28 protein-coding genes are annotated in these 19,468 nt (G+C 62.3%); 5 read left to right on the forward strand and 23 right to left on the reverse strand.

Annotated elements, in window-relative coordinates; genetic code table 11:
- Positions 1-15: 15 nt before the first annotated feature.
- From rplR to EKN07_RS02350, 19 genes are all read right to left on the reverse strand, one after another.
- The gene (gene rplR / locus EKN07_RS02260) at positions 16-387 is read right to left on the reverse strand and encodes a 50S ribosomal protein L18 (RefSeq protein ID WP_108715241.1); all 372 of its coding nucleotides are present in this window, start codon (positions 385-387) and stop codon (positions 16-18) included.
- Entirely contained in the window at positions 387-923 is a 537-nt protein-coding gene (gene rplF / locus EKN07_RS02265; protein WP_108715240.1) for a 50S ribosomal protein L6, read from the reverse strand. The genes rplR and rplF overlap by 1 nt, the downstream gene beginning before the upstream one ends.
- A gap of 17 nt (positions 924-940) precedes the next feature.
- Entirely contained in the window at positions 941-1,339 is a 399-nt protein-coding gene (rpsH, locus tag EKN07_RS02270) for a 30S ribosomal protein S8 (protein WP_108715239.1), read from the reverse strand.
- Between the two features lie 54 nt (positions 1,340-1,393).
- Entirely contained in the window at positions 1,394-1,579 is a 186-nt protein-coding gene (locus EKN07_RS02275; protein WP_108715238.1) for a type Z 30S ribosomal protein S14, read from the reverse strand.
- 2 nt (positions 1,580-1,581) lie between these two features.
- A complete protein-coding gene (gene rplE, locus EKN07_RS02280; protein ID WP_126145562.1) occupies positions 1,582-2,139 on the reverse strand; it encodes a 50S ribosomal protein L5 in 558 nt (185 codons plus the stop codon).
- Entirely contained in the window at positions 2,136-2,477 is a 342-nt protein-coding gene (gene rplX / locus EKN07_RS02285) for a 50S ribosomal protein L24 (protein ID WP_108715236.1), read from the reverse strand. Before rplX ends, rplE begins: the two co-directional genes overlap by 4 nt.
- A complete protein-coding gene (rplN, locus tag EKN07_RS02290; protein ID WP_126145563.1) occupies positions 2,477-2,845 on the reverse strand; it encodes a 50S ribosomal protein L14 in 369 nt (122 codons plus the stop codon). The genes rplX and rplN overlap by 1 nt, the downstream gene beginning before the upstream one ends.
- A gap of 82 nt (positions 2,846-2,927) precedes the next feature.
- Entirely contained in the window at positions 2,928-3,209 is a 282-nt protein-coding gene (gene rpsQ / locus EKN07_RS02295; RefSeq protein WP_108715235.1) for a 30S ribosomal protein S17, read from the reverse strand.
- Positions 3,210-3,216: 7 nt separating this feature from the next.
- Positions 3,217-3,447, reverse strand: a complete 231-nt coding sequence (rpmC, locus tag EKN07_RS02300; RefSeq protein ID WP_108715234.1) for a 50S ribosomal protein L29 — start codon at positions 3,445-3,447, stop codon at positions 3,217-3,219.
- Positions 3,447-3,863: a 50S ribosomal protein L16 gene (rplP, locus tag EKN07_RS02305; RefSeq protein ID WP_108715233.1), complete on the reverse strand. Its 417-nt coding sequence runs from the start codon at positions 3,861-3,863 to the stop codon at positions 3,447-3,449. The genes rpmC and rplP overlap by 1 nt, the downstream gene beginning before the upstream one ends.
- Before the next feature lie 2 nt (positions 3,864-3,865).
- The gene (gene rpsC / locus EKN07_RS02310; protein WP_108715232.1) at positions 3,866-4,708 is read right to left on the reverse strand and encodes a 30S ribosomal protein S3; all 843 of its coding nucleotides are present in this window, start codon (positions 4,706-4,708) and stop codon (positions 3,866-3,868) included.
- Positions 4,708-5,088 (reverse strand): 50S ribosomal protein L22, encoded by a 381-nt coding sequence (gene rplV / locus EKN07_RS02315; RefSeq protein ID WP_108715231.1) that lies wholly within the window; start codon positions 5,086-5,088, stop codon positions 4,708-4,710. Before rplV ends, rpsC begins: the two co-directional genes overlap by 1 nt.
- Before the next feature lie 32 nt (positions 5,089-5,120).
- Complete coding sequence (rpsS, locus tag EKN07_RS02320; RefSeq protein WP_108715230.1) at positions 5,121-5,402, reverse strand: 30S ribosomal protein S19; 282 nt, start codon at positions 5,400-5,402, stop codon at positions 5,121-5,123.
- A gap of 13 nt (positions 5,403-5,415) precedes the next feature.
- A complete protein-coding gene (gene rplB / locus EKN07_RS02325; protein ID WP_126145564.1) occupies positions 5,416-6,249 on the reverse strand; it encodes a 50S ribosomal protein L2 in 834 nt (277 codons plus the stop codon).
- A 33-nt stretch (positions 6,250-6,282) separates the two neighbouring features.
- The gene (gene rplW / locus EKN07_RS02330) at positions 6,283-6,597 is read right to left on the reverse strand and encodes a 50S ribosomal protein L23 (RefSeq protein WP_108715229.1); all 315 of its coding nucleotides are present in this window, start codon (positions 6,595-6,597) and stop codon (positions 6,283-6,285) included.
- The gene (rplD, locus tag EKN07_RS02335) at positions 6,594-7,241 is read right to left on the reverse strand and encodes a 50S ribosomal protein L4 (protein ID WP_108715228.1); all 648 of its coding nucleotides are present in this window, start codon (positions 7,239-7,241) and stop codon (positions 6,594-6,596) included. Before rplD ends, rplW begins: the two co-directional genes overlap by 4 nt.
- Before the next feature lie 2 nt (positions 7,242-7,243).
- Entirely contained in the window at positions 7,244-7,909 is a 666-nt protein-coding gene (gene rplC, locus EKN07_RS02340; protein ID WP_108715227.1) for a 50S ribosomal protein L3, read from the reverse strand.
- Positions 7,910-7,919: 10 nt separating this feature from the next.
- Positions 7,920-8,228, reverse strand: a complete 309-nt coding sequence (gene rpsJ, locus EKN07_RS02345) for a 30S ribosomal protein S10 (RefSeq protein WP_108715226.1) — start codon at positions 8,226-8,228, stop codon at positions 7,920-7,922.
- 265 nt (positions 8,229-8,493) lie between these two features.
- Positions 8,494-9,285, reverse strand: a complete 792-nt coding sequence (locus EKN07_RS02350; RefSeq protein ID WP_108715225.1) for a GntR family transcriptional regulator — start codon at positions 9,283-9,285, stop codon at positions 8,494-8,496.
- A gap of 244 nt (positions 9,286-9,529) precedes the next feature.
- On the opposite strand from EKN07_RS02350, the gene EKN07_RS02355 reads away from it, so the two are divergent.
- The 5 genes from EKN07_RS02355 to deoC all read left to right on the forward strand — a co-directional run bounded on the left by EKN07_RS02355 (position 9,530) and on the right by deoC (position 14,897).
- Positions 9,530-10,546, forward strand: coding sequence for a Gfo/Idh/MocA family oxidoreductase (locus tag EKN07_RS02355; RefSeq protein ID WP_108715224.1), 1,017 nt, complete (start codon positions 9,530-9,532; stop codon positions 10,544-10,546).
- A 21-nt stretch (positions 10,547-10,567) separates the two neighbouring features.
- Positions 10,568-12,115, forward strand: a complete 1,548-nt coding sequence (locus EKN07_RS02360) for an FGGY-family carbohydrate kinase (protein ID WP_108715223.1) — start codon at positions 10,568-10,570, stop codon at positions 12,113-12,115.
- Between the two features lie 7 nt (positions 12,116-12,122).
- Positions 12,123-13,499: a sn-glycerol-1-phosphate dehydrogenase gene (locus EKN07_RS02365; RefSeq protein ID WP_126145565.1), complete on the forward strand. Its 1,377-nt coding sequence runs from the start codon at positions 12,123-12,125 to the stop codon at positions 13,497-13,499.
- Positions 13,496-14,017, forward strand: coding sequence for a 6-phospho-3-hexuloisomerase (hxlB, locus tag EKN07_RS02370; protein WP_126145566.1), 522 nt, complete (start codon positions 13,496-13,498; stop codon positions 14,015-14,017). The genes EKN07_RS02365 and hxlB overlap by 4 nt, the downstream gene beginning before the upstream one ends.
- Positions 14,018-14,213: 196 nt before the next feature.
- Complete coding sequence (gene deoC / locus EKN07_RS02375; protein ID WP_126145567.1) at positions 14,214-14,897, forward strand: deoxyribose-phosphate aldolase; 684 nt, start codon at positions 14,214-14,216, stop codon at positions 14,895-14,897.
- Positions 14,898-15,091: 194 nt separating this feature from the next.
- Here the strand turns inward: deoC and tuf are convergent, their stop codons facing one another.
- The 4 genes from tuf to rpsL form a co-directional block, all read right to left on the reverse strand.
- A complete protein-coding gene (tuf, locus tag EKN07_RS02380; protein ID WP_126145568.1) occupies positions 15,092-16,282 on the reverse strand; it encodes an elongation factor Tu in 1,191 nt (396 codons plus the stop codon).
- Positions 16,283-16,397: 115 nt separating this feature from the next.
- Positions 16,398-18,524: an elongation factor G gene (gene fusA, locus EKN07_RS02385; protein ID WP_108715219.1), complete on the reverse strand. Its 2,127-nt coding sequence runs from the start codon at positions 18,522-18,524 to the stop codon at positions 16,398-16,400.
- 45 nt (positions 18,525-18,569) lie between these two features.
- Positions 18,570-19,040 (reverse strand): 30S ribosomal protein S7, encoded by a 471-nt coding sequence (gene rpsG / locus EKN07_RS02390; RefSeq protein ID WP_108715218.1) that lies wholly within the window; start codon positions 19,038-19,040, stop codon positions 18,570-18,572.
- Positions 19,040-19,414, reverse strand: coding sequence for a 30S ribosomal protein S12 (rpsL, locus tag EKN07_RS02395; protein ID WP_108715217.1), 375 nt, complete (start codon positions 19,412-19,414; stop codon positions 19,040-19,042). The genes rpsG and rpsL overlap by 1 nt, the downstream gene beginning before the upstream one ends.
- Positions 19,415-19,468 lie beyond the last annotated feature (54 nt).

Genomic DNA, 19,468 nt, shown 5'->3' on the forward strand with positions numbered 1-19,468 from the left:
CTCGTGCTCGCTGACTCACAGAGTCAGCCCGGCCTCACGGGCCCCGTCCGCCACGGCCGCGACCCGGCCGTGGTACTTGTTTCCACCGCGGTCAAAAACCACAGCATTGATACCGGCGTCGAGAGCACGCTTCGCAACGAGCTCGCCGACCTTGCGCGCCTTGTCCACCTTGTTCGCCTCGGTGGAGCGCAGGTCGCCCTCCATGGTTGAAGCGGAAACCAGCGTACGACCGATGGAATCGTCTATTACCTGCGCGACCATATGCCGATTCGAGCGGGTGACAACGAGACGCGGACGTGCTGCGGTACCCACAACCTTCTTGCGGACACGGAAGTGACGGCGGGAACGCGAGATGAACTTGCCTTTGCCTTTGACGGTCACTGCCATCACTTACCAGCCTTTCCGGCCTTGCGGCGAACGGTTTCGTCGGCGTAACGCACACCCTTGCCCTTGTACGGCTCGGGCTTGCGGAGCTTACGGATATTGGCCGCCAGCTCTCCGACCTGTTGCTTGTTGATTCCGTTAACGGAGAACTTCGTGGGCGATTCCACCTGGAAGCTAATGCCCTCCGGAGCCTTCACGAGAATCGTGTGCGAGTAGCCGAGCGAGAACTCGAGATCCGAGCCCTTGGCAACCACGCGGTAACCGGTGCCGACAATCTCCATGGCCTTCGAGTAACCCTCGGTCACTCCGACCACCATGTTGTTGATTAGCGTGCGAGTCAGTCCGTGCAGCGAACGTGCCACCCGCTCATCGTTCGGCCGCGACACGACGACGGAGTCGCCGTCCAGCGCTACGGTGATCGGAGCGGCAACGGTGTGTTCCAAGGTGCCCTTCGGGCCCTTGACGGAAACCTGCTGGCCGTCGATCTTCACTTCGACACCTGCCGGGACCTGGATGGGGAGCTTGCCAATACGTGACATATCTTCTTCCTCCCCTCTCACCAGACGTAGGCGAGGACTTCCCCGCCGACGCCCTTATCTTTCGCTTCGCGGTCCGTTAGCAGGCCGGATGAGGTGGACAGAATCGCCACACCGAGGCCACCGAGAACCTTGGGCAGTTTAGTCGACTTCGCGTACACGCGCAGGCCGGGCTTCGATACGCGGCGCAGGCCGGCCAGTGCACGCTCTCGATTCGCACCGTACTTGAGCACGAGTGTGAGAGTCTTTCCCACCTTGGCGTCGTCGACGGTGTAGCCGGCAAGGTAGCCCTCGCGCTCCAGGATCTTTGCGATATTTTCCTTGAGCTTCGAATACGGCATACTCACCGACTCATGGAACGCCGAGTTGGCGTTACGCAGACGTGTCAGCATGTCTGCGATTGGGTCAGTCATTGACATTGGGCTTGTGCCCTTCCTCGTCGTGGTTTCCCTTGCGGACCTGCGACGTAGTTATTACCAGCTGGACTTCTTGATACCGGGCAGTTCGCCGCGCAGTGCCATCTCGCGCAGGCAAATCCGGCACAGGCCGAACTTGCGGTACACCGAATGAGGACGCCCGCAGCGGTTGCAGCGCGTGTAGGCGCGCACGCCATACTTCGGTTTCCGGGCGGCTTTCTGCTTCAGAGCGGTTTTCGCCATGCTCACGCCTCCTTGAAGGGGAATCCGAGGTGGCGCAGCAGGGCGCGGCCCTCGTCGTCATTGCTCGCCGTCGTCACAACGGTAATATCCATTCCGCGGACACGATCGATCTTGTCCTGATTGATCTCATGGAACACCGTCTGCTCCGTAAGACCAAAGGTGTAGTTCCCGTGTCCGTCGAACTGCTGATCGGACAGGCCACGGAAGTCACGAATACGCGGCAGGGCCGTCGCCAACAGTCGGTCGAGGAATTCCCACATACGATCACCGCGCAGCGTGACGCGGCAGCCAATGGCCTGCCCCTCACGCAGCTTGAACTGGGCGATCGACTTCTTCGCCCGCGAGACCGCCGGCTTCTGGCCGGTGATCACCGTGAGATCGGCGATGGCGCCCTCGAGAACCTTCGAGTCGCGCGCGGCGTCGCCGACACCCATATTCACAACGATCTTCTCGAGTTTCGCGACGTTGTTCGGGTTCGAGTAGTGGAACTCGGACTCCAGAGCGGGGATGATCTCCTCGCGGTACTTCGTCTTGAGACGGGGAGCGGTCTGCACGCTCACAGCTCGATCTCCTTCCCACCGCGACGTCCAATGCGCTCACGGACGATCTTCTTCCGTCCGTCACGCTCAACCTCGACCTCGCGGTAACCCACGCGCGTGGGCTTCCCATCCACAACCAGCTGCACGTTCGAGATATGGATCGGAGCCTCAACAGTCTCAATCCCACCCGTTGTGCCGCCGCGGGATGTCTGCCCGACTTTCACGTGCTTCCTGACTCGCATAACGCCCTCGACGACAACGCGCTGACGCTTCGTATCAACCGAGAGCACCCGGCCCTGCAGGCCCTTGTCACGACCGGCGATAACCTGAACGAGGTCGTCCTTCTTGATCTTCGCCATCAGATCACCTCCGGTGCCAGCGAAACGATGCGCATGAAGCGCTTGTCGCGCAGTTCGCGGCCCACCGGGCCGAAGATGCGTGTTCCGCGGGGGTCGCCGTCGGGCCGAAGCAGCACGGCGGCATTCTCGTCGAATCGGATGTAGGAGCCGTCCTTGCGACGGGTCTCTTTCTTCGTGCGGACGACGACTGCCTTCACCACGTCGCCCTTCTTAACACTTCCGCCAGGAATAGCATCCTTGACGGTGGCGACAATCGTGTCGCCGATTCCGGCGTAGCGTCGGCCGGAGCCACCGAGTACACGAATGCAAAGGATCTCCTTCGCACCCGTGTTGTCGGCGACGTTGAGCCGCGTCTCCTGCTGGATCATTTGTGATTTCTCCTGTCGTCGTGCCGGTTCTCGCCAGGCGAGCCTTGCCGAACGGATGGGGTTCTATCGGTGAGCTTGCGGCTCACTTGGCCTTCTCAATGACTTCGACCACGCGGAAATGCTTGGTCGCGCTGAGCGGCCGGGTCTCCATGATGCGCACGAGGTCGCCCACGCGCACCTCGTTGTTCTCATCGTGTGCCTTCACGCGCTTCGTGCGGGTGATGACCTTGCCGTACAGCGAATGCTTGCGGCGATTCTCGACCTCCACGACGACGGTCTTATCCATCTTGTCGGAGACGACGTAACCGGTCTGTACCTTGCGATGCGCGCGGGCAGTTGCCTCGGCGGTGTTCTGTTCGCTCACTGAAACCTCACTTCTTCGCCGCCGGAGCGGTACGGATGCCCAGCTCACGTTCGCGCTGGATGGTGTAAATGCGGGCGATTTCGCGGCGAACCTCACGGAGACGGCCGCTGTCTTCCAGGCGGTGCGTCACCGAGGAGAACCGAAGGTTGAAAAGCTCCTCCTTGGACTCCTTGAGCTTATCGCGCAGTTCCGCCTCGGTCATGGCGTCAAGGTCTTCAGTCGTCAGTCCCTTAGCCATCACTCAGCCTCCTCACGTGCGATGAAACGCGTCTTCATGGGCAGCTTGTGCATGGCGCGGCTCATGGCCTCGCGCGCCAACGTCTCGTCGACGCCGCCCATCTCGAACATGACCCGCCCGGGCTTCACATTTGCCACCCAGGTCTCTACCGGGCCTTTACCGGAGCCCATTCGTAGGCCGAGCGCCTTCTTGGTCAGCGGGCGATCCGGGAAGATGTTGATCCAGATCTTGCCTCCACGCTTGACGTGACGCGTCATGGCGATACGGGCCGCCTCGATCTGCCGGTTGGTGACGTAGGCGGGCTCAAGCGCCTGGATGCCGAAGTCACCGAAAGCCAACCGCGTACCGCCCTTGGCCATACCCTTACGCCCGGGACGGTGCTGCTTGCGCCATTTTGTGCGACGAGGAATCAGCATGTTCAGGCCTCCGTTCCTGTGGTGGTAGCCTCTGCGGACTCCGCAGCCGGAGCGGCCGCCGGAGCCTCGCTTGCCGCCTGTTCGGTACTCTGTGCAGAGCGCTGCTGCGCCTGCTGGCCGCGGCCCTGCCGCTCACCGCGCCGTCCGCGACGCTCGCCGCGTCCGCGCCCACGCGGGGCCTCGGCCTGCGAGCGGTAGTACTCGGCGTCGGTCATATCGCCACGGTAGATCCACACCTTAACGCCGATCCTGCCGAAGGTGGTACGTGCCTCGTAGAAGCCGTAGTCGATGTTTGCCCGCAGCGTGTGCAGCGGCACCCGTCCCTCGCGGTAGAACTCCGAACGAGACATCTCGGCGCCGCCGAGGCGCCCGGAGCACTGCACGCGAATACCGCGTGCGCCGGCGCGCTGCGCCGATTGAATTCCCTTGCGCATGGCACGGCGGAAGGAAACACGCGATGCGAGCTGTTCCGCGATGCCCTGAGCGACGAGCTGTGCGTCCGCCTCGGGATTCTTCACTTCGAGAATATTGAGCTGAATCGACTTGCCGGTCAGCTTCTCGAGATCCCCGCGCAGACGGTCGGCCTCCGCACCACGCCGACCAATCACGATTCCCGGGCGGGCAGTGTGGATATCGACGACGACACGCTCGGCGCGACGCTCAATGTTGACGCGCGAGATGCCGGCGCGCTCCAGCGTCTTTTCAATCATGCGGCGGATCTGAATATCCTCCGCCACGAAGTCGGCGTAACGCTGCCCCGGCTTCACCGAGTCCGCGAACCACTTCGAGCGGTGATCAGTGGTGATTCCGAGTCGGAACCCGGTCGGGTTGACCTTCTGGCCCACTATCGGGTCCTCCTCTTCTTTCCGGTGGCGACGGGTTCGTCGCCGACAACAACGGTGATATGGCTAGTGCGCTTGAGGATGCGATTTGCACGCCCCTGCGCACGCGGCTGGATTCGCTTCATAGTGGGCCCCTCATCGGCGTATACCGCCTGAATGTAGAGATCGCCCTCATCGAAACGCTCACCGGCCTGCTCCGCCGCGTAACGGGCGTTCGCAACGGCCGACTCAACAATCTTCAGGACGGGCTGTGCCGCCCCCTGTGGTGCGAAACGCAGCACGTCGACCGCATCCTGGACGCGCTTGCCGCGGATAACATCCACGACGCGCCGGGCCTTGCGGGGCGTAACGCGCACGTATCGCGCCTGCGCCTTGGCTTCCATGTTCCTGCCTAACTCTCTTCTCTCAGGCCCGCTCAGCGGCGGCGGCCCTTGCGGTCGTCCTTCTCGTGCCCGCGGAATGTACGGGTCGGGGCGAACTCCCCGAGCTTGTGGCCGACCATGGATTCCGTAACGAATACCGGCACGTGCTTACGGCCATCGTGCACCGCGAAGGTGTGCCCGAGGAAATCGGGGGTGATGACCGAACGGCGTGACCAGGTCTTGATAACGTTCTTCGTGCCCTTCTCGTTCTGCTCGTCCACCTTCTTCATGAGGTGGTCGTCAACGAAGGGGCCCTTCTTCAGACTACGCGGCATTGCTCATCCTCTCTCAGCGATTGCCGGTCTTGCGACGGCGCACAATGAGCTTGTCGCTGGCCTTGTTGGGACGGCGGGTGCGGCCCTCGGGCTTACCCCACGGGCTGACCGGGTGACGGCCACCGGAGGTCTTGCCCTCGCCACCGCCGTGCGGGTGGTCAACCGGGTTCATAACGACACCGCGGACGGTTGGGCGGACGCCCTTCCAGCGCATGCGGCCTGCCTTGCCCCAGTTGATATTGGACTGTTCGGCGTTGCCGACTTCGCCCACGCAGGCGCGGCAACGTGCGTCAACATTGCGGATTTCACCGGAGGGCATACGCAGCTGAGCGTAGCGCCCCTCACGAGCAACCAGCTGCACGGAGGTGCCAGCGCTGCGCGCGATCTTTGCACCGCCCAGGGGCTGTAGCTCCACGCAGTGCACGGTGGTACCCACCGGAATGTTGCGCAGCGGCAGATTGTTGCCCGGCTTGATATCCGCATTCGGACCGTTTTCCACCATGTCACCCTGCCGCAGGTTCTTCGGCGCCAGGATGTAACGCTTCTCGCCGTCCACGTAGTGGAGCAGGGCGATACGGGCGGTGCGGTTCGGGTCGTACTCGATATGCGCGACCTTCGCGGGTACCCCGTCCTTGTCCCAGCGGCGGAAGTCGATGAGGCGGTAACGGCGCTTATGGCCACCGCCGCGATGCCGTGTGGTAACACGACCGTGGTTATTGCGACCACCGGACTTGGTCAACGGGCGCAGCAGCGACTTCTCCGGCGTCGATCGGGTGATCTCCGCGAAGTCGGCAACGCTCGCACCGCGACGACCCGGGGTCGTCGGCTTGTACTTACGAATTCCCATGAGTTCAGATCCTCAATCTTTTCGCTCGCGGCCTCAGCCGACGATGTCACCGTAAATGTCGATGGTGCCTTCGCTGAGCGTCACAATCGCACGCTTGGTGTTCTTGCGGCGGCCCACCCCCGTGCGGGTGCGAACGGTCTTACCCTGACGGTTCTGCGTGTTCACCGACGCGACCTTCACATTGAAGATCGCCTCGATGGCCTGCTTGATCTCCGTCTTGTTTGCCCGCGGGTCGACCAAGAAGGTGTACTTACCCTCGTCTTCGAGCCGGGCCGACTTCTCGGTGGCCACCGGCTGCAGAATGACGTCCTGCGGATGCTTGTTCCAGAAGCTGACGTTCTCGCTCACTTCTCCTCCTTGCCGCTCTTCTCCACGTAGGCGCTCAGCGCATCTTCCGTGAAGACGACGTCGTCGGCGACGAGGACGTCGTACGTGTTGAGCTGGTCAACATAGATAACGTGTGCTTCGGGAGCGTTGCGCAGTGAGAGCTGTGACAGCTCGTCTCCGCGAGCGATTGCGACGAGGGCGTCGCGCTCGTCAACAACCCGATGCAGTTGGGTCAGCGCGCTCTTTGTAGAGGGCTGCTCCCCTTCCAGGAAGGCCGTGACCACATGAATGCGACCGTTACGCGCCCGATCAGAAAGCGCCTGCCGCAGGGCGGCGGCGATCATCTTCTTGGGGGTGCGCTGGGCGTAGCTGCGCGGCTGCGGACCGTGAACCGTGCCGCCGCCGGTGAAATGCGGAGCGCGAATCGATCCTTGCCGTGCCCTGCCGGTGCCCTTCTGGCGGTACGGCTTCTTGCCGCCACCGCGCACGTCACCGCGCGTCTTGGTGGAATGCGTACCCTGGCGCGCGGCTGCGAGCTGCGCCACCACAACCTGATGAATCAGCGGGATATTCACATCGACGTCGAAAAGCTCAGCCGGCAGCGTTGCCGAGCCACTGACTTCGCCGGTCACGTCAATAACGTCTACTTTGCGGGACTCTGCCATGTTCAGGCTCCCTTCACAGCGGTGCGAACCACGACTGTGCCGCCCTTGTTGCCGGGGATCGGGCCGGCAAGGAGAAGGACACCCTTCTCGGCATCCACAGCGTGAACGAGCAGGTTCTGGACTGTTACGCGGTCGCTTCCCATGCGGCCTGCCATACGAAGACCGCGGAAAACGCGTGACGGTGTAGCGCAGGCGCCGATGGAGCCCGGCTTACGGTGATTGCGATGCGCACCGTGAGATGCCGAAACGCCGGCGAAGCCGTGCCGCTTCATAACACCGGCGAAGCCCTTGCCCTTGGAGGTACCGACGACGTCGACGAGCTGGCCGGCCTCAAAGAGGTCCGCTCCCAGCTCCTGACCGAGTTCGTAATCCTGCGCATCGGATGTGCGCACCTCGGCGAGGCTGCGACGCGGCGCAACCCCGGCCTTGTCGAAATGGCCTTGCAGCGGCTTCGTCACGTTCTTCGTCTTCAACTCACCCGAGGCAAGCTGAACGGCGGAGTAGCCGTCCGTCTCGGGGGTGCGAATCTGCGTGACGACATTGGTGCCGACTCTGACGACCGTGATCGGGATGAGGCGCCCCGCCTCATCCCACAGCTGGGTCATTCCCAGCTTGGTGCCGATTAGCGCCTTCACGGGCGCACCGGCAGTGACCTGCTTGGAGTTCATGTGCGTTACCTCAGAGCTTGATTTCAACGTTAACGTCGGCCGGAAGATCGAGACGCCGCAGCGTGTCGATCGTCTTAAGCGTCGGGTCGACAATGTCGATGAGCCGCTTATGCGTGCGCATCTCGAAATGCTCGCGGCTGTCCTTGTACTTGTGGGGTGAACGAATAACGCAGAAAACGTTCTTTTCCGTCGGCAGTGGCACCGGACCGACCACACTTGCGCCGGTACGCGTCACTTCGTCGACGAGCTTCTTCGCCGCACTATCAATGACCTCGTGGTCATATGACTTGAGCCGGATGCGGATCTTTTGTCCCGCCATGGCGTCGTCTACCTCTCTCTACCGTGGTGATCACCGGTACCCGCACTCGGGCGTGTCGCGACGTTACCACCAGCACAAGCCCTATTGCAGATTTCGATGAACCCTTTTTCACACCGGTAACACGGAGCCCCGGCGAAGTTCCTGGCTCGGCCGAGCCGAGCAACTTGTTTAGTATGCCAAAAGGCGCGCTGAACAGGCAAGCCATATCGTCCAATAGTGGCGGGGCCTACACGTGGGCAGCGCCACGTTCTCCCGACGCGCACACTCAGGCATGCTCTATCGTCACCGCGGCCGAGTCCAGTTCCTTGCCGACGATGATGTCGAAGCGGCTCGTATCGCCGCGATGGTAGGCCGTGAACGCCTCAATCGGCCGCCCCTGCTCGTCACACAGAACGGACCGGATGCGTAGCAGTGGAGCGCCTTCCTCCACCTCAAGCGAAGCCGCGATCTCCTCGGTGGCCAGTACCGCCTCGATCGACCGGCGAGCCGTGCCCATCGTGAGGCCGTAGTCGTCCGACAGAATCCTGTACAGGGAACTCTGGCAGAAGTCTCTCTTCTCAATGCCGGGAAACAGTGCGGCCGGAAGCCAGGTGGTGGTGCGCGCCCACGGCTCGCCCTCCGCGCGCCGCACACGCTCCAGCACGAAGACGGGCGCGTGTATGGGAAGCGCAAGCGCCTCCGCCACCACCTCCCCCGCCGCCACGATCTCCTGCCGCAACACTTCACTCTCCAGCGTGATGCCAGCCTTTTGCGCATGTGCGTACAGGCCCTGCAGCGATTGGGCCAGGCCGTGGTCGCGGCGTTCACGGGCCAGGAACGTGCCTTTGCCCCTAATGCGTTCGAGCAGGCCCTCGTTCTCGAGTTCGGCTAGCGCCTGCCGCACAACACTGCGGGACACGCCGTATTCCTGACTGACCTCGTTATCCGACCACAGCCTGTCGCCGGCCACAAGCCCTTCCCGCTCGACTCTCGCCCGCAGAATCGTCTTCAGCTGGTGATAATACGGCAAGGCCGAGGCGGTATCGATGGCCTCGACCGGCGCTTGTTGCGTTGGCATGGCGCCATTTTACCGTTGCATTCTGATTCGTTCACCGATAAGCGCCACTCGCCCCCACGTCTTCTACCAAAAGCACGGGCCGACCGTGACGTTGACATTGTGGAAGCACCCTGCCCCACGTCTTCTGCCAATTCTGCCAAAAGGGTTGTCCGGTTGTCCGTACAGGTGTAGGCTCAGAGGTACTGGCGCAACGTCGCGTACAGGCAGGCAGCTCCCGCGCCGGTCGCAGTCGAAGGAGACAGGGATGACCGTTCATATCGGAATCATCGGCGCGGGACGTGCCGGCCTCATTCACGCCAAAGCATTTCTGCACCACGTGAAGCAGGGGGAGCTCGTTGCCCTGTGCGATCCGAATCAACAGGCGCGTGCGGCGGCGCGGCGCGAACTCGGCGTCAACGTTGTGGCAACCGCGGATGAGCTCCTCGCTACGAATATCGACGCCGTCGTGATCACGACTCCAACCAAGCACCACCACGACGCCGTCCTGAAGGCCGCTGCAGCCGGAAAGCACATTCTGTGCGAGAAGCCGATGGCAATCACTGCACAGGAATGCCGCGCGATGATCGCTGCCACCCACCGGGCGGGAGTCAAACTACAGATCGGATTCATGCGTCGTTTCGACCTTGGCCATCGCCGGGCCAAGGAACTCATTGAGCAAGGTGCAATCGGCGATATCGTCTCGGTGACCTCGCTGACCCACGGTCCCAGCGTCCCCCACCCCTGGATGTACGATCTGCAGGCCAGCAACGGCCCGCTGGCCGAAGTCTCAAGCCACGATATTGATGCGCTGCGCTGGTTCACCGGCGCGGAGATCACCTCCGTCTATGCCATCGCCGGGAACTTCCGCAGCGCGGAGGCGCACGATCACTCTCCGGACTATTATGACACGGTCCTACTCACCGCCCGCTTCTCCAACGGCACGCTCGGGCATATCAACGGTGCGCAGGGCGTGCGTTATGGATACGACAGCCGGGTCGAAATCCACGGCACCACCGGACGCATTGACATTGGCGACCTGAACGCCAATCGAGTGGTCGTCTCCGGCGCGCAAGGCTCCTCATATCGCGACACTGTCCCCTCATGGCGCACCTTGTACCACGACGCGTACAGCGCCGAGGACGCCGCCTTCGTCGACGCAATCATTCACGATACCGAGCCACTGGCCACGGGCGAGGACGGGCTCGCCGCGGTCGAAGTTGTCCAGGCAGGCAACACCTCCATTACGACAGGAAAAATCCAATACCTCAACACCGCGCGATGACGCGACTCAGAAAGGACCACCATGAAAACCAGCGGATACGTCATTGGCATTGATATGGGCACCGGTTCGGCACGTGCCGGCGTCTTCGACGTGACCGGCAAGCAGCTCGGCTTTGGGACAGCGCCCTGGAGTACCTCCTATCCTCGGCCCGGCTGGGCGGAACAGAACCCGCACGAATGGTGGCGGCAGACCGTTTCGGCCGTCCGCGCGGCCGTTGCCGATGCCGCAATCGATACCACCCTCATCCGCGCGATCTCCATGGATGCAACCTCATGCACCGTGGTATTTCTGGACGAGAACGACGAGATCACTCGCCCCGCCATCCTGTGGATGGATGTGCGCTCGGTCCGGCAAGCCGAAGCCGTGTACGCCACCGGCGATCCGGCGCTGCGCGTGTGCGGGCAGGGCCCGGTATCGGCAGAATGGGGACTGCCGAAGGCGATGTGGGTGAAGGAGAACGAACCGGATACCTTCTCGCGCACCAAAACCATTTGCGACGAAACCGACTGGCTAGTTCACAGGCTCACCGGGCGCTGGACGATGTCGGTCTCCCACGCCGCCGGAAAGTACTTCTACGACGACGACCATGGCGGTTGGCCCACGTCGTTGTACGAAGCCGTGCAGGCAGGCGATATTCTCGAGCGCTACCCAAGCACGATACTGCAGGTGGGCGACGTCGTCGGCCCGCTTGCCCCCGCAGCGGCCGAGGAACTGGGACTTCCTGCCGGCATCACCATCGTGGAGGGAGGAATCGACGCCTATCTTGGAGCCGTCGGCCTTGGAGTAGCAGCGCCGGGTCGCCTCGCTCTTATCACCGGCTCCTCTCATGTTATTACCGGCCAGCTCTCCACGCAGATACACACCCGCGGGCTATGGGGCGCATATACGGGCGCGACGGTACCGGGCTACTACACCATCGACGGCGGACAGACTTCAACGGGCTCCCTCGTCGAGTGGTTCCTTAAGAATCTGGCGGGTGCCTCCCGCGCCGAGTCGACGCGAACCGGCGAGTCGATTTACGACGTCCTCACCCGGCAGGCCGCCGCTATTCCAATCGGCTGTGACGGGCTGCTCAGCCTCGATCACTTCCAGGGGAATCGAGCGCCGTACTTCGACGCCCGCTCACGCGGGATGTTCTGGGGGCTGACACTCCACCACACGGAAGCGCACATGTTCCGCGCTCTTCTCGAAGGAATCTGCTTCGGCACCGAGGCGATTCTAGAGGCCATGCGCGGCGAGGGCGTACCTGTTGACGAGATCATCGTCTCGGGTGGGGCGACCAACAACCGTCTCTGGCTACAGATGCATGCCGATGTCTCCAATGTGCCACTGGTTCTCACCAATGTCCCGGAGGGGCCGGCCCTCGGTTCGGCCATGGTTGCCGCGGTCGGCGCTTCCTGGTACGAGGACATCCCAGCGGCCTCGCTTGCCATGACGAAGGTGGCCGAAGTCATCCAGCCCGACCCCGCCGCCCACGCGGAGTACATGTTCAACTACCAGGCCTACCGCGAGTCATACGAGCAGATGAAGGAGCTCATGGCCCGGGTCACCGATCACTACAGCGAGTAGGGCAGCAATGACATCCACGCGAATTACGAAGGCGCTGGCCCACGCCGACGATACCAGACGGATTGAGATTGGAAGCGGAATCCTTTCGTGCACCGGCCCGCTTTTCGCCGCGACAACCGGCGCCCCGGAGGCGATGATCATCGCTGACGAGACGACGTGGAACCTGGCCGGCCCCGCGGTTCGCGCGGCATTAACCGCTTCCGGCATCGCCCTTGCCGACCCGCTGGTCTTTCCGGCAGATCCTCCCGTGTATGCCGGATACGAGAATGTGACGCGCATCCGCCGCCGACTCGCAGAATCCGGTGCCACCGCCTGCTCCATCGGCTCCGGAACAATATCCGATCTGGTGAAACTGGCTTCGGGAGAACTCGCCCACCCCTATGTGCATGTATGCACGGCGGCGTCGATGGATGGTTATGCGGCCTTCGGCGCCGCCATCTCCAAGGACGGCTTCAAGATCACCCGCGCCTGCCCGGCACCTGCCGGGATTGTTGCAGATCTCGACATCATCGCGACGGCGCCGCCGATGATGACTGCCAACGGATATGCCGACCTAACGGAGAAGTTCACGGGAGGTGCCGACTGGATAATTGCCGATGCGCTCGGTATTGAACCGCTTGCACCATTTGCCTGGGGCCTGGTGCAAGACGGGCTGCGTGAGGCACTCGCCCACCCTGACGCGGCTCGCACGGGTGAGCGAGGAGCACTAGAAGGTCTCGTTGAAGAGGCAATGCTCGCCGGACTGGCGATTCAGGCGGCACAGTCCTCGCGCCCCGGGTCCGGCGTCGGGCACAACTTCTCCCACCAGTGGGAAATGGAAGGTTACGGCCTCGACTGGCCGCTACCGCTATCACACGGCGCCAAGGTCGGCATCGGCACCATGGCGATCGCCGCGGTGTACGACGCCGTGCTGAGCCACGACTTCGCCGATGTCGACGCCGCGAAGGTCGCTGCTTCGTGGCCAACACCGCAGGAGAATGAGGCGAGGGTGCGGGCGCTACAGTCCGTGCCGGCCATAGCCGAGGCCGCCGTCGGGCAGGCGGCTGGCAAATACATTTCTCGCGAGGAGATACCCTCACGCGTGGCCGCCATTCAAGAGGTATGGCCGCAGATCCGTGCACGCCTTCGCTCCCAGGTGCCACCCGCGGCGGAGATTCGTGACATGCTCAAGGCAGTCGGCGCCCCCTACCACCCGGCAATGATCGGAATCTCCCTCGAGAAACTCCGCCGCACCTATTTCCAGGCGCAGACGATCCGCTCCCGCTATGCCATCTTGGACGTCCTTTTTGAGACGGGCACCCTGGACGACGTCGTCGCATCCCTCTTCGCACCCGGCGGATTCTGGGCGGAAGAACCGGTCCCCACAGAGAGCATCGTGCCATGAGGGCGGCAGCGACGATTTTGCGTGAACTCGCGGCGGTGCTGCCGCAGGCCGCCAACGACGGCGCGGTAGCGCTCGAACAGGCGATGGTGCGGGCCAATCGGATCTTTACCAGCGGCGCCGGGCGCTCGGGGCTCATGCTGACGGCGTTCACCAATCGGCTGATGCACCTTGGGCTAAGTGCGCATCGGGTGGGCGATGTCACCTCACCGGCGATCCGCGCCGGCGATCTCCTGATTGTGGCCTCTCGATCCGGGTCGACGGCGGGCCCACTCGCCAATGCCCACATCGCGGCAGCCAGCGGAGCCGCGGTTGTGGCTGTTACCGCCGATCCTCTCTCCCCCCTGGCGCAGTGCGCAAGCGCCACTCTTGTCGTTGCCTCTTCCCCATCAGTACAACCGATGGGATCGCTGTTCGAGCAGGCACTTCTCTTGACCCTCGACGCAGTTGTTCTCGATCTAATGTACGAGCTCCAGGAGACGGATGAATCAATGCGAGAACGCCATGCCACGATGGAGTAGGCCACGCGTGGCGCGCACTCCCCTGCTCCACCTCCACAGAGCCATCTACCTACCGTCACGGCACGCCCGACATACCGTCACAGCAGCGCCCAACGCACGTCCACGGCATTCCCGGCATGCAACAGCACTACCCGACACGCAGCGCCACCACCCGGCATGCGTTTCACGCCACCACCCGATATACACAGGAGAATCGATGTCTATTACCCCCGCTCGCCTCGCGGCGATGATCGACCACACCAATCTGCGACCGGACGCGACGAAACAAGACTTCGTCCGGTTGTGTGAAGAAGCACGAACGCATGGTTTCGCAATGGTCGCGATCAACCCCTATCCCGTAGCCCAATGCGCCGACCTTCTGCGCGGCAGCGGCGTGCACATCGGCGCGGCGATCGGCTTTCCACTCGGGCAGGTGACCATCGAGGACAAGGTATCGGAGACGCGCAACGCCATCGCGAACGGTACCGATGAGATCGACTACGTCATAAACATCACCGAGCTCAAGGCCGGGAACCTCTCCTACATTGAGCGCGAAATGCAAGCCATCGTCGACGTCGCCCGCTCCAGCGCGGTGACTACCAAGGTCATCTTCGAGAACTGCTACCTCACAGACGAGGAGAAACGCGCCGTCGCGGAAGTCGCAGTGCGCGTGCGTCCCGACTTCGTCAAGACCTCCACTGGGTTTGGATCCCGCGGGGCGACGCTTGCAGATGTGCAGCTTATGAAGGAGTGCGTCGGCGACGCCGTCCAAGTAAAAGCTGCGGGTGGGATTCGCACGCTCGACGCTGCCCTCTCCTTCATCGCAGCGGGCGCGACGCGGATCGGCACCTCGCGCGGCGTTGACCTCATCGCTCAACTGGAAGCTCGCAGCGGCCTTTGACCGGCGTGCCGCGCGTCGCCACGCCTCGTCGGCAGGGCACGCGACCCCTCCGCCAAGAAATGGAGCGTCGCGCAAGAAGTGGAGGAGATTTCACGGCACTTCTCGAAAAACCCTCCACTTCTCGCCAGAAAACGGGCAAACACCAAAACGGGCCCGCTGCCACCCGGCAGCGGGCCCGTCCCTACGTCAGAAGATCACTTGATGATCTTGATGACACGGCCGGAACCGACCGTGTGGCCACCCTCGCGGATAGCGAAGCCGAGGCCCTCTTCCATGGCGATCGGCTGAATCAGATCAACGCGCATCTCGGTGTTGTCACCGGGCATAACCATCTCGGTGCCCTCGGGCAGCGTGATGACGCCGGTAACGTCCGTGGTGCGGAAATAGAACTGCGGACGGTAGTTCGAGAAGAACGGGTTGTGACGTCCACCCTCGTCCTTCTTCAGCACGTAAACCTGTGCCTCGAACTCCGTATGCGGAGTGGTCGTGCCCGGCTTGGCCACAACCTGGCCGCGCTCGACTTCCTCGCGCTTGGTGCCACGCAGCAGCAGACCACAGTTCTCGCCGGCATCGGCCGTGTCCATCTGCTTGTGGAACATCTCAATACCCGTGACGGTGGTGGTCTGCGTCGGGCGCAGACCAATGATCTCAACCTCAGAGTTAATGTTGAGCTGGCCGCGCTCCACACGACCGGTGACCACGGTGCCGCGGCCGGTAATCGTGAAGACGTCCTCGATCGGCATGAGGAACGGCTTGTCGAGGTCGCGAACCGGATCCGGGAAGTAGGTATCAACCTGATCCATGAGCGCCTCGACAGCAGCGGTCCACTGTGCGTCGCCCTCAAGAGCCTTCAGCGCAGAGACCTTGACAACCGGAATGTTGTCGCCGTCGTAATCCTGCGAGGACAGGAGGTCGCGGACCTCCATCTCGACGAGCTCGAGCAGCTCGTCGTCATCCACCATGTCGGCCTTGTTCAGGGCGACGATGATATCCGGCACGCCCACCTGGCGGGCGAGCAGCACGTGCTCGCGGGTCTGGGCCATCGGGCCGTCGGTGGCGGCCACCACGAGGATGGCGCCGTCCATCTGCGCCGCGCCGGTGATCATGTTCTTGATGTAATCGGCGTGGCCCGGGGCGTCGACGTGTGCGTAGTGACGCTTCTCGGTCTGGTACTCAACGTGGGACACGTTGATGGTAATACCACGCTGGCGCTCCTCGGGAGCGTTATCAACCTGGTCGAACGGGGTGAACTCGTTCAGCTCGGGATACTTGTCCGCCAGAACCTTGGTGATTGCAGCAGTCAGCGTCGTCTTTCCGTGATCGACGTGACCGATGGTGCCGATGTTCATATGCGGCTTGGACTTGTCGTACTTGGCCTTCGCCACTTGGGCCCTCCTGGGACTCTCGATTGACTTTCAGCTGATGAGTGAGATGCTATCGCATCAGACCCGGCTTAAGTGCTTTTTATTTCGGAAACTGATTGTACAGGACCGGTGGGACTCACTCGCCCCGGGTCTTCTTGATGATCTCCTCGGACACGTTCTTCGGAACCTCCGCATAGGAGTCAAACTGCATCGTGTAGACCGCACGCCCCTGAGTCTTGGAACGCAAATCACCGACGTAGCCGAACATCTCGCTGAGGGGAACGTTGGCGCGAACCACCTTCACACCGGTGGCGTCCTCCATGGATTTGATCATGCCACGGCGAGAGTTCAAATCGCCGATAACATCACCCATGTACTCTTCCGGAGTCCGCACCTCGACGTCCATCACCGGCTCCAACAGCACCGGGTTGGCACGCTTGGCGGCCTCCTTCAGTACCTGGTTACCGGCGATCTTGAACGCCATCTCCGAAGAATCGACCTCGTGATACGCACCGTCGAGCAGTGTCGCCTTGATATCCACCATCGGGTAACCCGCTAGAACACCATTCTGCATGGCTTCCTGGATACCCGCATCGACCGACGGGATATACTCCCGGGGCACGCGGCCACCGGTGACGGCATCCTCGAATTCGTAGGTTGCGCCGTCTTCGGCATCGGTCAGCGGCTCAAGCGAAACGATGACACGCGCGAACTGGCCGGAACCACCGGTCTGCTTCTTATGCGTGTACTCGACCTTATCGACCTTCTTACGGATCGTCTCACGGTAGGCGACCATCGGCGCACCGACATTAGCCTCTACCTTGAACTCGCGCCGCATACGGTCGACGATGATGTCAAGATGAAGCTCGCCCATACCGCCGATGACGGTCTGGCCGGACTCCTCATCCTGCCGCACGGTGAACGTCGGATCCTCCTCCGCCAACTTCTGGATGGCGATAGAGAGCTTCTCCTGGTCGTTCTTCGACTTTGGTTCGATGGCCACGTGGATCACCGGATCCGGGAAGGTCATCGATTCGAGCACGACAGGCTGATCAAGCGCACACAGCGTGTCACCCGTCGTTGTCTCCTTCAATCCAACAAAAGCATAGATATGGCCGGCATGCGCCACCTCAACCGGGTTCTCGTGGTTGGAATGCATCTGGAACATCTTGCCGATGCGCTCCTTGCGACCCTTGGTGGCATTCATTACCTGAGTGCCCTGTGCCACCTTGCCCGAGTACACGCGGATGTAGGTCAGCTTGCCGTAGAACGGGTGCACGGCGATCTTGAAGGCTAGCGCCGCGAAGGCCTCGTTCTCATCCGCCTTGCGCACCTCGGTTGCACCTTCGTCCTCATGGCCGGGGCGGAAACCGGTAGTAGCCGGAATATCCAGCGGCGAAGGCAGGTAGGAAACGACGCCGTCAAGCATAGGCTGAATGCCCTTATTCTTGTAGGCTGAACCACAGAACACCGGGTAGATCTCGGAGGCGATGGTGCGCTCACGCAGGCCCGCCTGGATCTCCTCCAGTGTCAGTTCCTCTTCCTCCAGGAATTTCTCCATCAGCTCTTCGTTGGCCTCCGCGGCGGCTTCAACGGCGGCCATGCGGTATTCCTCGGCCTTGGCGACAAGATCGGCGGGAATGTCTTCCTCGACGACGACGATGCCCTTGGTGTCGTTACCCTTCTCATCCTTCTCCGGGAAACGCAGAGCCTTCATCGTCAGGACGTCGACGACGCCATCAAACTCATTCTCCGCTCCGATCGGGAAGGTGATAACAACCGGAGTGGCATGCAGACGATCACGGATGGTCTGGACCGAGAAGTCGAAATCGGCGCCAAGCTTGTCCATCTTGTTAATGAAGCAAATGCGCGGCACGTTGTACTTATCGGCCTGGCGCCACACGGTCTCCGACTGCGGCTCCACGCCTTCCTTGCCGTCGAAAACTGCCACCGCACCGTCAAGAACGCGCAGCGAACGCTCCACCTCCACGGTGAAGTCGACGTGGCCGGGGGTGTCAATGATATTGACCTGCGTGCCGTTCCAGAAGGCAGTCACCGCGGCGGAAGTGATCGTGATGCCACGTTCCTTCTCCTGCTCCATCCAGTCGGTGGTGGAGGCGCCGTCGTGAGTTTCACCGATCTTGTAGTTAATGCCGGTGTAGTACAGAATGCGCTCTGTGACGGTGGTTTTGCCAGCGTCAATATGCGCCATGATTCCGATATTGCGGACCTTGCTGAGGTCCGTCAGCACGTCAAGTGCCACGTTCTAGTTCTCTTTTCCTTCAAGGGCGCCTAGCGCCCAACGTCATTACCAGCGGTAGTGCGCGAAGGCCTTGTTGGACTCCGCCATTCGATGCGTATCCTCACGCCGCTTCACGGCGGCACCGAGGCCGTTAGAAGCGTCGAGGATCTCGTTGAGGAGGCGCTCGGTCATGGTCTTCTCACGCCGTTCGCGGGCGTAATCCACCAGCCAGCGCAGCGCCAGCGTGGTGGCGCGTCCGGACTTCACCTCGACAGGGACCTGGTAGGTCGCACCGCCCACACGGCGAGAGCGTACCTCCAGCGACGGCCGGATATTATCCATGGCCCGCTTGAGAACGGTCAGCGAGTCCTGGCCGGATTTCTCCGCCACACCTTCCAGCGCGCCGTATACGATGCGCTGAGCGGTGGACTTCTTGCCGTCGCGCAGAACGCGGTTGACAAGCTGGGTCACCAGGGTTGAACCGTACACCGGGTCTGCTGTGAGCGGGCGCTTGCGCGCAGGTCCCTTACGAGGCATTAGTTCTTCTCCTTCTTGGCGCCGTAACGGCTGCGCGCCTGCTGGCGGTTCTTCACGCCCTGGGTATCCAGTGCGCCGCGAATGATCTTGTAGCGCACACCGGGAAGGTCGCGCACACGGCCACCACGAACCAGAACGATGGAGTGTTCCTGGAGGTTGTGCCCCTCGCCCGGGATATACGCCGTCACCTCGATGCCCGACGACAGACGAACACGCGCAACCTTACGCAACGCAGAGTTCGGCTTCTTCGGGGTGGTGGTGAAAACGCGGGTGCAGACACCACGACGCTGCGGGCTTCCCTTCAGCGCCGGCGTCTTAGCCGCCGAGACTTTTGTTGAGCGGCCCTTGCGGACCAGCTGCTGAATAGTGGGCACTATCTCTCCTGCAAAATGTTCTTCTAGAAAATGTCCGGCGAGCGCATGGAACAA

This window comes from Actinobaculum sp. 352, assembly GCF_003957265.1.
In the GTDB taxonomy this organism is placed as follows: domain Bacteria; phylum Actinomycetota; class Actinomycetes; order Actinomycetales; family Actinomycetaceae; genus Asp313.

What these genes read in the sequence shown, in the direction of transcription:
- rplR (WP_108715241.1), bottom strand. Translation starts at nt 387, where the DNA reads ATGGCAGTGACCGTCAAAGGCAAAGGCAAGTTCATCTCGCGTTCCCGC.
- rplF (WP_108715240.1), bottom strand. Translation starts at nt 923, where the DNA reads ATGTCACGTATTGGCAAGCTCCCCATCCAGGTCCCGGCAGGTGTCGAA.
- rpsH (WP_108715239.1), bottom strand. Translation starts at nt 1,339, where the DNA reads ATGTCAATGACTGACCCAATCGCAGACATGCTGACACGTCTGCGTAAC.
- EKN07_RS02275 (WP_108715238.1), bottom strand. Translation starts at nt 1,579, where the DNA reads ATGGCGAAAACCGCTCTGAAGCAGAAAGCCGCCCGGAAACCGAAGTAT.
- rplX (WP_108715236.1), bottom strand. Translation starts at nt 2,477, where the DNA reads ATGGCGAAGATCAAGAAGGACGACCTCGTTCAGGTTATCGCCGGTCGT.
- rplN (WP_126145563.1), bottom strand. Translation starts at nt 2,845, where the DNA reads ATGATCCAGCAGGAGACGCGGCTCAACGTCGCCGACAACACGGGTGCG.
- rpmC (WP_108715234.1), bottom strand. Translation starts at nt 3,447, where the DNA reads ATGGCTAAGGGACTGACGACTGAAGACCTTGACGCCATGACCGAGGCG.
- rplP (WP_108715233.1), bottom strand. Translation starts at nt 3,863, where the DNA reads ATGCTGATTCCTCGTCGCACAAAATGGCGCAAGCAGCACCGTCCCGGG.
- rplV (WP_108715231.1), bottom strand. Translation starts at nt 5,088, where the DNA reads ATGGAAGCCAAGGCGCAGGCGCGATACGTGCGCGTTACGCCCCGCAAG.
- rpsS (WP_108715230.1), bottom strand. Translation starts at nt 5,402, where the DNA reads ATGCCGCGTAGTCTGAAGAAGGGCCCCTTCGTTGACGACCACCTCATG.
- rplB (WP_126145564.1), bottom strand. Translation starts at nt 6,249, where the DNA reads ATGGGAATTCGTAAGTACAAGCCGACGACCCCGGGTCGTCGCGGTGCG.
- rplD (WP_108715228.1), bottom strand. Translation starts at nt 7,241, where the DNA reads ATGGCAGAGTCCCGCAAAGTAGACGTTATTGACGTGACCGGCGAAGTC.
- rplC (WP_108715227.1), bottom strand. Translation starts at nt 7,909, where the DNA reads ATGAACTCCAAGCAGGTCACTGCCGGTGCGCCCGTGAAGGCGCTAATC.
- rpsJ (WP_108715226.1), bottom strand. Translation starts at nt 8,228, where the DNA reads ATGGCGGGACAAAAGATCCGCATCCGGCTCAAGTCATATGACCACGAG.
- EKN07_RS02350 (WP_108715225.1), bottom strand. Translation starts at nt 9,285, where the DNA reads ATGCCAACGCAACAAGCGCCGGTCGAGGCCATCGATACCGCCTCGGCC.
- EKN07_RS02355 (WP_108715224.1), top strand. Translation starts at nt 9,530, where the DNA reads ATGACCGTTCATATCGGAATCATCGGCGCGGGACGTGCCGGCCTCATT.
- EKN07_RS02360 (WP_108715223.1), top strand. Translation starts at nt 10,568, where the DNA reads ATGAAAACCAGCGGATACGTCATTGGCATTGATATGGGCACCGGTTCG.
- EKN07_RS02365 (WP_126145565.1), top strand. Translation starts at nt 12,123, where the DNA reads ATGACATCCACGCGAATTACGAAGGCGCTGGCCCACGCCGACGATACC.
- hxlB (WP_126145566.1), top strand. Translation starts at nt 13,496, where the DNA reads ATGAGGGCGGCAGCGACGATTTTGCGTGAACTCGCGGCGGTGCTGCCG.
- deoC (WP_126145567.1), top strand. Translation starts at nt 14,214, where the DNA reads ATGTCTATTACCCCCGCTCGCCTCGCGGCGATGATCGACCACACCAAT.
- rpsG (WP_108715218.1), bottom strand. Translation starts at nt 19,040, where the DNA reads ATGCCTCGTAAGGGACCTGCGCGCAAGCGCCCGCTCACAGCAGACCCG.